Annotated in this window: 12 protein-coding genes; all 12 read right to left on the bottom strand. The window is 44.8% G+C overall.

Annotation, left to right across the window (positions count from 1 at the left end; genetic code table 11):
• Positions 1 to 3: 3 nt before the first annotated feature.
• Positions 4 to 786, bottom strand: a complete 783-nt coding sequence (locus tag G636_RS18835) for a TIGR03936 family radical SAM-associated protein (RefSeq protein ID WP_051227057.1) — start codon at positions 784 to 786, stop codon at positions 4 to 6.
• Between the two features lie 15 nt (positions 787 to 801).
• Positions 802 to 2,673 carry a TIGR03960 family B12-binding radical SAM protein gene (locus G636_RS0114655; RefSeq protein WP_026508654.1) on the bottom strand — a complete coding sequence of 624 codons (1,872 nt, stop codon included), beginning with the start codon at positions 2,671 to 2,673 and terminating at the stop codon, positions 802 to 804.
• Between the two features lie 7 nt (positions 2,674 to 2,680).
• The gene (hisIE, locus tag G636_RS20130; RefSeq protein WP_442856000.1) at positions 2,681 to 4,021 is read right to left on the bottom strand and encodes a bifunctional phosphoribosyl-AMP cyclohydrolase/phosphoribosyl-ATP diphosphatase HisIE; all 1,341 of its coding nucleotides are present in this window, start codon (positions 4,019 to 4,021) and stop codon (positions 2,681 to 2,683) included.
• A 33-nt stretch (positions 4,022 to 4,054) separates the two neighbouring features.
• Positions 4,055 to 4,642, bottom strand: a complete 588-nt coding sequence (gene hisB / locus G636_RS0114645) for an imidazoleglycerol-phosphate dehydratase HisB (RefSeq protein ID WP_026508652.1) — start codon at positions 4,640 to 4,642, stop codon at positions 4,055 to 4,057.
• A 93-nt stretch (positions 4,643 to 4,735) separates the two neighbouring features.
• Positions 4,736 to 6,028, bottom strand: coding sequence for a histidinol dehydrogenase (gene hisD / locus G636_RS0114640; protein ID WP_026508651.1), 1,293 nt, complete (start codon positions 6,026 to 6,028; stop codon positions 4,736 to 4,738).
• A gap of 27 nt (positions 6,029 to 6,055) precedes the next feature.
• Entirely contained in the window at positions 6,056 to 6,697 is a 642-nt protein-coding gene (gene hisG / locus G636_RS0114635) for an ATP phosphoribosyltransferase (RefSeq protein WP_026508650.1), read from the bottom strand.
• 13 nt (positions 6,698 to 6,710) lie between these two features.
• On the bottom strand, positions 6,711 to 7,817 hold the full coding sequence (gene hisZ / locus G636_RS0114630) for an ATP phosphoribosyltransferase regulatory subunit (RefSeq protein WP_026508649.1): 1,107 nt from the start codon (positions 7,815 to 7,817) through the stop codon (positions 6,711 to 6,713).
• Between the two features lie 146 nt (positions 7,818 to 7,963).
• Positions 7,964 to 8,779, bottom strand: a complete 816-nt coding sequence (locus G636_RS0114625) for a YecA/YgfB family protein (protein WP_026508648.1) — start codon at positions 8,777 to 8,779, stop codon at positions 7,964 to 7,966.
• Between the two features lie 39 nt (positions 8,780 to 8,818).
• The gene (locus G636_RS18830) at positions 8,819 to 9,043 is read right to left on the bottom strand and encodes a hypothetical protein (protein WP_035779813.1); all 225 of its coding nucleotides are present in this window, start codon (positions 9,041 to 9,043) and stop codon (positions 8,819 to 8,821) included.
• A 23-nt stretch (positions 9,044 to 9,066) separates the two neighbouring features.
• Entirely contained in the window at positions 9,067 to 10,509 is a 1,443-nt protein-coding gene (locus tag G636_RS0114615) for a Y-family DNA polymerase (RefSeq protein WP_026508647.1), read from the bottom strand.
• A gap of 491 nt (positions 10,510 to 11,000) precedes the next feature.
• Positions 11,001 to 11,336, bottom strand: a complete 336-nt coding sequence (locus G636_RS0114610) for a PqqD family protein (protein ID WP_026508646.1) — start codon at positions 11,334 to 11,336, stop codon at positions 11,001 to 11,003.
• Positions 11,326 to 13,215 carry an OPT family oligopeptide transporter gene (locus G636_RS0114605; RefSeq protein ID WP_026508645.1) on the bottom strand — a complete coding sequence of 630 codons (1,890 nt, stop codon included), beginning with the start codon at positions 13,213 to 13,215 and terminating at the stop codon, positions 11,326 to 11,328. Before G636_RS0114605 ends, G636_RS0114610 begins: the two co-directional genes overlap by 11 nt.
• Positions 13,216 to 13,276 lie beyond the last annotated feature (61 nt).

Raw genomic sequence — 13,276 nt, 5'->3', positions numbered from 1 at the left:
CCTTTATATATATATCCTGGATCCGGCAGATTCTATAAGAGGTCTCTCATATGTCCCCTTATCATCCTCGCCTCTTAGATAGGTCTCTATTCTGTGAAGCCTGATAGCAACGCTTGAAAGACGAAGGCCCTGATCCTGTGCAAAATTCTCTATTACCATTGATGGCTTTAAGTGGTCACTGCTTCCGCTGCTCACCAGAAGATGAAATACATATTCATCAGGACTTACCTGAGGATCAGTGTATCTGTAGTTCTCATCAGCATAGCCCTTAATATCAGCAGCTCTGATTATCTCATATCTATAGATCAGAGGCTTCATGTCTATGGTAGTCTCGCCTCTCTTGGTCTTCTTAAGAGCAGGAAGTGACTCTCTCTCTAGATAGCTTTCAAGCTTAACAGGCCAGTCCTCTGAGGGAGCAAGGCCTTCCCTGAAGGAGAGTATCCATTCTGCAGCATCTACTATGGTCATGGCCTTTTCGGATCTCTCGGGAAGCTTCTCGGCGCCCAGTATCCTGACGCCTTCGTTCATAACACTATTTAACTTCTCGCAGAGCACTGCTGTATCCATGTCTTCTGACAGCTGCATATCCAGATATTCACCGTCACTGGTAGCTCCTACGCTGAGGGGCTCAGCAAAGGACAGTATCTGATGAGGGCTGTAGCCTTCTGAATAAGCTACCGGGATAGAGGCGCGTCTGTTGACCTTCTGGAAATATCTCATAAGGTCCAGGTGACCTATGAAGCGGATAGGGCCCTTTTTATCAAATTTAAGTCTGATCTTTATCATCAATAACCTCGCAAACTATTTCATACATATACCACAACCATAGGACCTTGCGCCGCAGCCCATGCACTGCTGCGCGCAGTTGGGTGATATGTGGCCCTCGCCCAGGGCTATATGCCATTCCCTGAGGAGATATTCCTTGGTCACGCCTATGTCTATCACATCCCAGGGGAAGACCTCATCATCAGCTCTTTCCCTTACTGTATAAAATTCAGGATCTATACCGCATTCCTTAAAGCATTCTTTCCATAGATCGATCTTAAAATATTCGCCCCAAGCATCATAGATGCAGCCCTTTCTATAAGCTGTAAGTATGACCTTGGAAAGTCTTCTGTCACCTCTTGCAAATACGCCTTCCAGCATGGAGGCATCTGCTTCATGCCAGTTGTAATGTATCCTCTTTTGATTGATCTGAGACCTGATACCCGCCTTGGTCTTGGCAGCCTTTTCCAGGAATTCTTCGGGCCTGCACATCCTGGCCCACTGGAAAGGTGTAAAGGGCTTGGGTACAAAAAAGCTGGTGCTGGCTGTGATCTCCACAGACTGGCCGTTTCTCTTCTCCTTTGGCACTGTATCAAAATATTCTGCAGCTACCTCATTGCAGATCTCACCAATGCCGGCAATATCTTCATCTGTTTCTGTGGGATGACCCAGCATGAAATAGAATTTAACCTTATTCCAGCCGCCCTTAAATGCCTCCCTGGAGCCCGTGAGTATATCCTCTTTTGTAACTCCCTTATTGATCACGTCGCGAAGACGCTGAGTGCCGCCTTCTGCAGCGAAGGTAAGGGAGCTTTTCTTGATATCCTGGACCTTGCTCATTACGTCCAATGAGAAATTATCTATTCTAAGTGAAGGCAGGGAAATATTGACCTTTTCCTTGCCGCATTCATTTATAAGAAAGTCAAGAAGCTGAGGCAGCTCATCGTAATCGCTGGTAGATAGAGAAGCCAGCGATATCTCTTCATAGCCTGTATTCTTAAGTATCTCTCTTGCCTGCTCTATGAGGACCTTTGCACTTTTGACCCTTTTGGGACGATAGAGCTGGCCTGCCTGGCAGAATCTGCAGCCTCTGATGCAGCCTCTCATTACTTCCAGAACAGCCCTGTCCTGGGTAGCTTTGATAAAGGGCACTACAGGTGCAGTGGGATAATAAGAGCTGTCCATATCTGTCACAACCTGGCGCCTTACCCTGGCAGGTATATCGTCTGAGAGAGGGTTGATCGAAGCTACAGTATCATCATCATTGTAGCTGACCGCATAGAGTGAGGGCACATAGATGCCTTCAATGCATGCAGCCTTCTTTAGAAACTCTTCTCTGGAGCAGCCATCTTCCCTGCAGCTCTCATACAGGTCAAAGAGCTCTCTGTATCTGACTTCTCCTTCGCCAATATAGAAGATGTCGAAGAAATCAGCTATAGGCTCGGGATTGGTTGCACAAGGGCCTCCCCCTATAACGATGGGACTATTCCAGTCCTTCCTGTCTGCAGATAAAAGGGGAATGCCTGACAGGTCCAGTACCTGCAGGATATTGGTATAGCAAAGCTCGTACTGGAGAGTAAAGCCCAGGAAATCAAAATCCTTAACAGGCTCCTGGGATTCCAATGTGAAAAGAGGGATATTCCTCTCTCTCATGATCTTGTCCATATCAGTCCAGGGAGAGTATACCCTTTCACACCATACATCATCCATGGAATTAAACATGCCATAGAGGATCTGGATTCCCAGATGAGACATTCCTATCTCATAAACATCAGGAAAACAAAAGGCAAAGCGCAGTTTTACACTGTCTTTGTCTTTTGTCACACTGCCCACTTCATTGCCTATATATCTTTCAGGCTTTTCGCAGGACAGAAGTATTTCATCGCTAAGTGCCAGTTTGTCGTTCATAATATACCTATTCTCTTCTTGTAAGCTCGTCCGTTATATCTTCCCAGCGTACATTCTTTTCTACCATTAGTACCATCATATGATACAGGTAATCAGCTATTTCGTAAACTATCTCATTTTCGCCGGGATTCTTGGCAGCTATGGTTATCTCTGTGGCTTCTTCACCACACTTCTTTAATATTTTATCAATTCCTTTGTCAAAAAGGTAGTTGGTATATGAACCTTCTTTTGGATGAATCTTGCGGTCGGCAATAACATTATATACATCTGAGAGAACCTTGCTGGGGTCCTTCTTGTCATATTCCTTCTCAGCGATCTGGTTAAAAAAGCAGCTGTAAGAGCCTGTATGGCAGGCTACTCCGATCTGCTTTACCTTGGCAAGGATAGTATCCATGTCGCAATCTGCAGAAAGGCTTTTAACAAACTGGAAATGGCCGCTGGTCAGGCCCTTGATCCAAAGCTCCTGCCTGGAGCGGCTGTAATAGGTCATCTTACCGGTCCTGATGGTAGTATTAAAGGCTTCCTCATTCATATAAGCCAGCATCAGCACCTGTGAAGTCCTGTAATCCTGGACTACTACAGGCACCAGTCCTGCATTGTCCTTTTTAAAATCTTCCCATTTGAAGCTGCTGGTCAGCTTCTTTACCTCCATACCGGCTTCAGACACTTCTTCCTTGATATCAGTGATCCATTCTGCGCCATTTATAAAGCCTGTACCTGTAGCACCCAGGTACAGATCATTATTCATAAATGTAAGACAGATGTCCATAAGCCTGTCTTTGTCGCAAAAGCTGCTGATATAAAGATAGCCCTTTAAACCGTCAAGCTCTTTAGGGAGCACAGCCCCAACAGAATCTATGCTATTATCGTCAAATGCGCATGGAAGCACAATCATAGAGGAGGCGTATTTTTTAATATCTTCAGAATGAGCTATACCCCTTGCTTTTTCCTCGTCCTTATCAGCATAGCAGATCATGATCTTCTCTTTGCCGAATTTCAGGGATACTTCCTCTAAAAGCTCCATATTGGACTCCTTGGCCGTACTCAGAAAGCATGCCTTGCAGCCTGCATAGAGCATCTTCTTGACATCTTCCATCCTCTTTATGTTGCCGCCGCCAATAACAGGAATATCAACAACATGGCAGATATCCTTGATGATATCCAGGGCCTTGTCATGGGATGCATCATCTGTTGACTGATCAAATACTATGAGAGCATCCGCACCTGCATCATTATAGCCTTCTGCAAGCTTTACAGGCTCAGAAGATATGCTGTTTCCTCCTTTAAAAGAGTCAAAGACCTTTCCGTCACGTAATATTATTGATGGTATAAATTCTTTTATCATGATATATAACCTTTTCAATTTATTGTAATTAGGAGATTAGAGACTTCCCTTGGTACTTAGCACACCTTCCACTCTGGGATCAAACATGGATGCTTCATCCAGTGCCTTGGCAAAAGCCTTAAAGATGCCCTCTATCTTGTGATGATCATTATCTCCGTCCATCAGCCTGATGTTGATATTCATCATAGCGCTGTAGGAAAGAGCATAGAAGAATTCTTTGACCAGCTGGGTATCAAAATTGCCTACCATGGCCTGTGTAAAGTCAGCATTAAATACCAGATAGGGCCTGCCGCCAAGGTCTACAGCACAAAGAGCCAGCGCCTCATCCATGGGAAGAAGCCTTTGTCCGTAACGCTTTATGCCCTTCTTATCACCCAGTGCCTTCATGATAGCCTGACCAAGGACAATGCCGGTATCCTCTACAGTATGGTGCCCGTCTACGATAAGATCTCCCACTACCTTCACATCCAGATCAAAGAAACCATGGCGCCCAAAGGCGTCCAGCATGTGATCAAAAAAGCCTATACCTGTATCAATATTTGTTTTGCCGCTGCCATCAAGATTAATGGTAACAGTAATATCTGTTTCTCCGGTTCGTCTTGTGACTGTTGCAGATCTGCTCATGGCGTTCCTCCACCCAAAGTCTGTTATTTTCCCCCTTGCCCAAAGTCCGTCAGACTTGTCATGGATCATTTGCTGCAAAGGGGCCTTTACCTATCAGTCTTCAAATCTTACTGCTATAGAATTTCTGTGAGCGCTAAAGCCTTCCTTGGAAGCAAAAAGCTCGATATCCTTGTGTACCTCTTCAAGACCTGCTCGTGAATAAGCGATAATGCTGGTCTTCTTAACAAAATCATCCACAGACAAAGGACTAAAGAACCTTGCTGTCTGATTGGTAGGAAGGATGTGATTAGGGCCAGCGAAATAATCCCCAAGGGGCTCACTGGAATATGCTCCAAGGAAAAGTGCTCCTGCATTCTTGACCCTGGGCATGATCTCAAAGGGATTGGCTGTGATGATCTCGCAGTGCTCTGAAGCCACAGCGTTAGCGGCATCTATAGCATCATCCATATCCTTTGCCACAAAGATATAACCGTAATTATCAAGAGACTTTCTGATTATCTCCTGCCTGTCAAGTTCATTGGTGAATTTCTCCACTTCCACAGAAACCTTATCAGCCAGCTCAGGAGATGTAGTGATCAGTATAGCAGAAGCCATCTCATCGTGCTCAGCCTGAGACAGAAGATCAGCAGCAACATAACGGGGATTGGCTGTTTCATCTGCGATCACCAGGATCTCTGAAGGGCCTGCTATGGAATCAATGGATACGTGGCCAAATACTGCCTTCTTGGCAAGTGCCACAAATATATTGCCGGGGCCTGTGATCTTGTCTACTCTGGGTACAGAAGCTGTACCAAAAGCCATGGCTGCTATTGCCTGAGCACCGCCTACCTTGTAGATCTCATCTACACCGGCTACCTTTGCTGCAGCCAGAGTACCGGGATTGACCTTGCCGTCAGCTCCGGGAGGTGTGCACATGATGATCCTCTCAACGCCTGCAACCTTAGCCGGGATGACATTCATAAGTACAGATGAGGGATAAGCAGCCTTGCCTCCGGGCACATACACGCCTGATATCTCTATGGGCAGTATCCTCTGGCCCAGGATAGAACCATTATCAGAGCTTGTAAACCAGGAATTTCTCTTCTGCTTCTCGTGAAAAGCTACTATATTATCCCTGGCTTTTTTCATAACCCTGATAAATTCAGGATCAAGGCTATCCATAGCCTCATTAGTCTCTTCTTCTGTCACTTTGATATTATCAGCGTTCAGCAGGAATCTATCAAATTTCTGAGTGTACTCAAATAATGCCTCATCGCCCCTTTGCCTGACATCAGCAATAATAGCATCAACCTTTTCTTCGTATTCTGCAAAGCCCTGTGTACTTCTCTTCTGAAGTATATCAAGGAGCTCATTTTTACTTTCGTTGTTAAGTTCTATGATCTTCACGTTAATCCTCCGTTTATAAGTCTTAAATTACTGTTCAAGAGCTGCTTTCATATCAGATATTATCTTCCTGATCCTCTCGGATTCCATCTGCATACTAACAGGATTGACTATGACTCTGGCAGAGAGATCGCATATCTCCTCCAGAACTTCGAGCCCGTTAGCCTTAAGTGTAGAGCCTGTCTCTACTATGTCTACGATCACATCAGACAGTCCTACAATAGGTCCCAGCTCAACAGAACCATTTAGTTTGATTATATCTACTGTTTGATTTTTCTTATTATAGAAATAGTCCCTTGCTATATTGGGATATTTACTGGCTACTCTGATCATCTCATGATGTTCAAGGAGCTGTCTCTTCTGGGCAGGTCCTGCCACGCACATCCTGCATTTGCCAAAGCCCAGGTCCAGCACTTCATATACATTCCTGCCCATTTCCAGTATGGTATCTTCTCCTACCACACCGATATCAGCTGCGCCGTATTCCACATAAGTGGGAACATCAGGTCCCTTGGCCAAAAAGAATTTCAGCCCCAGTTCTTCGTTGGTGAATATCAGCTTTCTGGTATTCTTGTCAGTTACTTCGCTGCATACGATACCGCATTTCTCCAAAAGCTCCATGGTATCGTTTACCAGCCTTCCCTTACCCAGGGCAAAAGTCAAATATCTCATATATGTCCTCTCCTTATCTGTGAATCAAAAGGAGATGCTCTCCCTTTGCCCTTCTTTCCTGAACATTTTTCAGCTTTTCTTCAAAATCATCATCAGTATATTCAACAATCTCAGGCTCTTTGCAGCAATTGATCTCAATCTTCTGACTGTAAAGTGCGCTCATGAGGTACTCCAGATCAATCATAAATCCGATAGCCGCAGCGTCCTTGCCAAATTTGGACAATAGTGAATCATATCTACCGCCCTTGGCAATAGCATCACCTACGCCGTAGGTATAAGTCCTGAAGATGACGCCTGTATAATAGTTGTACTCAGAGAGCATAGCCAGATCAAAGGAAACGTAATCACCAAGACCATACAAGGACAGCACCCTGTATATCTCAAGGAGCCTGCATACACTGGCCTTGGCTCTGTCGCTCTTTACCTTGTCTGCAGCCCTAAGGAGGCCTTTTGTATCATGGAGCTGCTGCATATCTGCGATGGTCTCTCTGTATTTCTCATTGCCTGTGGCAGTAACGATGAGATCTGATGCAGCATAGAAATTCCTGCCCTCTATAAGGCTTCTAAGCTTCTCCTCTGTCTCATCATCTATACCGGACTCCTGCACGATGCCCATGTAATAATCCGCATCAGACAAGGTCACGATAAAATCCTTAAGACCTGTATTTCTAACAGATTCGATCATCATGGCTATCATCTCAGCATCTGCATGTATGCTGTCATCACACATAAGCTCTGCGCCCAGCTGAGTATGCTCTCTGAGCTTACCCTGAAGCCTATGGGTATTGATATAGATATTGCCGTTGTAACAGATCCTTACAGGATCATTGGCATCCATATAATATTTGGCAATACATCTGGCAACAGAAGGGGTAAAATCAGGTCTCAGGACCAGAGTGTTGCCTTCATTATCAAAGAACTTGTAGAGATCCTTGGCACTGGCCTGACTGATCTCTTTGGCAAATACATCAAAAAACTCAAAGGCGGGAGTCATGATATTCTCATAGCCGAATCTGTGCATGGTCTCCAGTATCCTGGAACTGATGGCTGTTCTCTCATAAGACTCACGGCCATAAACATCTCTGACGCCTTCAGGGGTATGGACTAATTCTCTGCTCATATTATCCTTTCGAAACGCTTTACCATAGTAACGTGCTACTTCACTAATTAGATAAATTCGAGTATACAGGCCAGGCCCAGCCTTGTCAAGGGGAATATATGACGCTGCTTAGAAAGTTAGTTTCCTCGTTCGAGGCACTTAAGTTTTCAGATCAGGTTGCCATGACATTTTTTGAATTTACGTCCGCTGCCGCAGGGGCAATGATCGTTACCGGAAGCCTTATCCCAAAGAATTCTCTTTTGATCATATTCATCTTTGCGCTGGGGATATATCTTTTGCATATTATCATAATATGATGATATAAGTCTCCTGTAGAGATCGATGCCCGGCGCTGTTACGCCTTTGATCTTCTTCAGATATTCTATCTCCAATGATCTGTACGAAGTGCTTGTATTTCCTATATCTTCTACGCATTTATAGAGCCCTGGATAATCTTTTTGGAGAAGGGCAAGGTCTCCTTGCTCCTCTTCCATATATTTCAAGAGATACCACTTGTTGATATAGTAATCACCGCTATTATCTGGAGCCTTTCCCTCTCCATAATAATGATCTGCAATAAGAGGGATCACCCTTTTGATAAAGATGTCCATCTCCTTATCGTCAAAGAACCTATAAGACTCCTCCGAAGCCCTGGCAGCATCCAGTACTCTGTCCAGTTCAGCTGTCTTAAGGTAAAAATCATTGCTTATAAAAGACAGATATCCTGCAAACTCGCTTCGAAACCAGGCCCTGTCCTGCAAGGAGCTGAGCACCATGACAGAGCTGATGATAGACTTTTGAGAATCCTCGTCTATATCTGAACCGTTAAGATATGCGTAGAGCCGTCTCATATCCTCCCTGCAGCGCTCCTTATCACCGGCTTCCACGTCTTTTTTGACCACTTCTGTCATAGACATGATGGCAGACCTGGTGTCGGTATCTCCACTATTTATGTAATTGGTATAATGATCCATAAAATTCATGTCAGTACCTTTTTCTTTAATACATGTAATCTAAGTAAATCATATGTCATCAGGCAGATCATCTCTGTATTCACCGCTTTTGGCATTTTCTTCAAAAAAGAGGAGCCTTGCGCTGTCTATTGAGTCCTCATATCCGGTGAGCGCCGCAAAAGGCGAGAACTGAGCAGCTCTCTTATCCATAGGCATAGGCGGATGCTTAGCAGATACAGGCCTCTTCTCATTAATGATATCAGAATATTTAAATTCACCATTAGTATTATACATAATAATCCCTTATATTTCTTCTTCTAAGCTTTGTGGCCACCAATCTGGGAGTTCCTGTTAATGGTCTGAGCCCCCTCTTGCAGATCCATTCCTTTCAGGATGGCATTCTTACCATACTTTTGCCGTATAGAGACCACAGCCTGCCTGGCTTTCATATCCTTGTCCCTTTCTTTGCGAAGCTTGTCCTTTTCATCCATCATCTCAGGTATGTTATCAAATAGGGACAGCTGTACGAATTCATTTTGCTCCAGTTCCATAGCGGCAGCTTCACTTATCACACGGTTTGCAGATATATTCACCCTGCGGATGAGAAGGTCCCTGTTGACGATCCTTTCATAAAGCCCGCCCATAGCATCCATGATCTCCCTTGTGGATGATCTGTATGAAGGCAGGTTAACAGACCCCCTGGCATGCTCGGGAACAAGCCTTCCCATATAATCCATTACCACATTTCCTTTGTATTTCCGTGAAATATCAGGATCCGTAAGATTAGATATATCATAACCGATGGCCAGTCCCAGCTGATCTGTAACAAGCCCCTTTTCTGTCATATCCAGAAAAAGCTGATCAGTCATCTCCTTTACAATGAGATATGCCTTGTCGTAATCATAGGGACACATAAGCACCTGCCCTGACGAAAGTGAATTATTAACAGGCTTGTATGCCTTGATATCCGGTATTGTAGACGGCTCTATGCCAAAGGCATGGTCTATAAGGAGCTCTGCATTGACACCGAACATATCATAAAGTATATCTTCATTAGCCAGCGCACATCTGGCTACGTCACCCATAGTAAAGATGCCATGGGATTCCAGCTTTCTGGCATAGCCACTTCCCACTCTCCAAAAGTCTGTCAAAGGCCTGTGTTCCCAGAGCTGTTCCTTGTAGCTCATCTCATCCAGCTCAGCTATCCTTACGCCGTCCTTGTCTGCAGGCACATGCTTGGCCACAATGTCCATGGCGACCTTGCACAGATAGAGGTTGGTCCCTATACCGGCAGTAGCTGTAATGCCGGTCTGGCTAAGCACATCCCTTATCATGGTCATAGCCAGCTCTCTGGCGGTCATCTTATAGGTAGACAGGTAAGAAGTCACATCCATGAATACCTCATCTATGGAATATACATGGATATCCTCAGGAGCTATATATTTCAGATAGATCCTGTATATCATGGAGCTGTACTCCATGTATTTCTGCATTCTGGGCGGGGCTGCTATGTAGTCTATTTCCTTGCCTGTCTCTGATTTGATCTGCCTGATCCTTTGCTCCACTTCAAAAAGGCGAGCACGCCCCGATATCCCATAAGCCTTGAGGGCAGGCGAAACTGCAAGGCATATGGTCTTATCCGTTCTGGACGTATCCGCCACCACAAGGCGTGCAGTAAGGGGGTCAAGGCCCCTCTCCTGACACTCCACGGAAGCATAGAAACTTTTCAGATCAATAGCGATATATTGTTTTTCCTTCATACTGAAAATAATTATAACATTTATAACTCATAAAATAAACAATTATAGTATTTTAAAATCTATTCGTTGCAGCTGCAGAATTTATTTTACAAAGTGAGCTATTCACTCAAATGGTTTGTTTTTCTTATTCTTCATACGCAGGCTTCAAAGCGCCCACGAGAAAGTTGTTTGAGCATGGCAAAGCAGATAGTTTACGCTCAATGGTCATTGGGGGCGTTAGCACCCAAAAATAAAAGAAATATCCGGCTCTTAAGCTTGCTTAAAGAGAGGGATATTTCTTTTATTGTATATGCTCGCGCAGCGGGCATATGACCATTGAAAATAATAATAATACTTTGCCCATGCGAGTTTCTTTCGAGTGCGGCGCATTAAAATGAAGTCTGCGGAAGAATTAGAAAAACACCATTTGAAGTGCTGCGAACGTGTAAAAAACTTCTGCAGCTGCACTATAACCCAAAAGCCTCCTTGCTGCGCTGCAAGGAGGCTTTTGTTTAGGACTTTTTAAATTCGATATAATGATTGCCATCCAGCAGCTTGAAGAACTGGACCAGCCTTGGAAAGAGAGGCTCAGCCTTCTCTCCCAGCCTTTCTTTGACTATAAGGCCTATCTCGTAGATACTACGCTTGCCGTCGATGAGAGACCAGACAGTACTGCCGTTTTCGTCCAGGTCTACTGTAGAGACAGGAGCCTTGTGAAATACTTTTTGGGCAATCTTGTCGACCATGGAATTATGACTTACAAGAAGGGTTATATTGCCATTATCTCTAAAGGTATGATGTATGTCCTTTGCCTTTACTGGCACAAAATCCAGATAATTACTTTTCATTCTTCTTAAGACCACTCTTAAATACGAGAGCTACAATAGCAGCCAGTACAATGATACCACCAACTGTGCCAAGGTTCAGCACGGATGAGAGATTGATGACCTTATCAAATCCAAATACTGCAAAGATAGCCAGTACGATTCCGATAAGACCCTCTCCGGCAATAAGTCCTGAACAGAAAAGGATACCATGAGAGGTCTCGCTGTTCTCTTCAGAATCATTATTCCTACGATCAATGAGATAACGGATAGCACCGCCGATCATGATTGTAGTAGAAAGCTCAAGAGGCAGATACAGACCGATAGCAAAAGGCAGGATCGGCACTTTAAGTACCAGCATTGCAGCGCCTACGAAGATACCGATCATGATCAGTGCCCAGGGAAGGTTGCCATTCATAACACCTTCTGTGATCATCTTCATAAGTGTAGCCTGAGGTGCAGCCAGTTCAGGTGTACCAAAGCCCCACGCCTTATCCAGAAGGAGGAGTACGCCGCCTATTGTGAAGGCTGATACGATAACACCGATAAGCTCACCTATCTGCTGATTTCTGGGAGTAGCGCCCAGGATGTAACCTGTCTTAAGATCCTGTGAAGTATCACCTGCAACACCTGCGATGATGCAGATAACAGAACCGATACAGATAGCTCCGATAAGGCCTGAAGCACCAGTAAGACCTGTAGACTTCAGGATCAGTGTAGAGAACAGCAGCGTAGCAATAGCCATACCTGAAACAGGGTTATTGGAACTGCCTACCAGTCCTACCATTCTGGAGGATACAGTAGCACAGAAGAAACCAAAGAGGATGATCAGCAGTGCTCCGATGAAATTAACAGGTACAGCAGGCAGGAGCCAGAGAAGGACAGCCACGATCACTGTTACAACAAGGATCAGCTTGCTGCTGAGATTCTTGTTGGTACGAAGGTCTCCTGTTACCTTATCAGCAGATGTCATATCCTTGACTGAGGATGTAAATGCTGAAAAGATCATAGGAAGTACTCTGATCAGAGATACGATACCACCAAAGGCAACTGCTCCGGCGCCGATGTATCTAATATAAGAGGACCAGATGGCACCTGCTCCGTTTGCTGCATACATCTCTCCGATGGTAACAGTACCGGGATAAAGCACGGTGTCAGCGCCAAAGGTCACAATAGCAGGGATCAGGACAAACCATCCAAGGAGACCACCTGCAAACATATAGGACGAGATCTTGATACCGCAGATATAGCCTACGCCAATAAGTGCAGGATATACTTCACCGGAGAACTCAGTCTTCATAGCCTTTACAGGGATAGTGATAACGCTGCCTGCGACTTTAAGACCATCTACGATAAACTTGATAAGAGCAGATACGCCAAGGCCCATGAATACGTGCTTGGCTCCTTCGCCGCCCTCTTCACCTGCCAGCAGTACGTCTGCACATGCTGTTCCTTCAGGATAAGGAAGGTTGCCATGCTCCTTGACTATAAGAGCATTACGAAGAGGTATCATAAAGAGCACGCCAAGTATACCACCAACCAATGAGATTGCTGTGATAGTGATGATACTGGGCTTACCTGTCACGCCCTCCTGTGCCCATAAAAAGAGTACAGGCATTGTAAAGATCGCACCGGCAGCTACTGCTTCGCCGGCAGATCCGATTGTCTGGACCATATTATTCTCAAGAATGGAATCTCTTTTAAGCACATACCTGACAATAGCCATAGAAATAACGGCTGCAGGAATAGATGCAGATACGGTCATGCCTACGCGCAGACCAAGATAGGCATTTGCAGCGCCGAATATAACAGCCAGCAAAATACCGATAATAACAGATGTCACGGTCAGTTCAGATACTTTCTTATCTGCCGGGACAAAGGGTTTGAATTCTTCATTTCCCATAGTAAAATAGCTCCTCTGTAATAATTTGCGGCAAAGCGTCGAAACTTTAACGCGTTGAACG

It is taken from the genome of Butyrivibrio sp. MC2013 (assembly GCF_000424585.1).
Lineage (GTDB): Bacteria > Bacillota > Clostridia > Lachnospirales > Lachnospiraceae > Butyrivibrio.
Note: the sequence above shows the minus strand (reverse complement) of the source record. Positions and strands in the feature narration are given on the sequence as shown.

What these genes read in the sequence shown, in the direction of transcription:
- G636_RS18835 (WP_051227057.1), bottom strand. Translation starts at nt 786, where the DNA reads ATGATAAAGATCAGACTTAAATTTGATAAAAAGGGCCCTATCCGCTTC.
- G636_RS0114655 (WP_026508654.1), bottom strand. Translation starts at nt 2,673, where the DNA reads ATGAACGACAAACTGGCACTTAGCGATGAAATACTTCTGTCCTGCGAA.
- hisB (WP_026508652.1), bottom strand. Translation starts at nt 4,642, where the DNA reads ATGAGCAGATCTGCAACAGTCACAAGACGAACCGGAGAAACAGATATT.
- hisG (WP_026508650.1), bottom strand. Translation starts at nt 6,697, where the DNA reads ATGAGATATTTGACTTTTGCCCTGGGTAAGGGAAGGCTGGTAAACGAT.
- hisZ (WP_026508649.1), bottom strand. Translation starts at nt 7,817, where the DNA reads ATGAGCAGAGAATTAGTCCATACCCCTGAAGGCGTCAGAGATGTTTAT.
- G636_RS0114625 (WP_026508648.1), bottom strand. Translation starts at nt 8,779, where the DNA reads ATGAATTTTATGGATCATTATACCAATTACATAAATAGTGGAGATACC.
- G636_RS18830 (WP_035779813.1), bottom strand. Translation starts at nt 9,043, where the DNA reads ATGTATAATACTAATGGTGAATTTAAATATTCTGATATCATTAATGAG.
- G636_RS0114615 (WP_026508647.1), bottom strand. Translation starts at nt 10,509, where the DNA reads ATGAAGGAAAAACAATATATCGCTATTGATCTGAAAAGTTTCTATGCT.
- G636_RS0114610 (WP_026508646.1), bottom strand. Translation starts at nt 11,336, where the DNA reads ATGAAAAGTAATTATCTGGATTTTGTGCCAGTAAAGGCAAAGGACATA.
- G636_RS0114605 (WP_026508645.1), bottom strand. Translation starts at nt 13,215, where the DNA reads ATGGGAAATGAAGAATTCAAACCCTTTGTCCCGGCAGATAAGAAAGTA.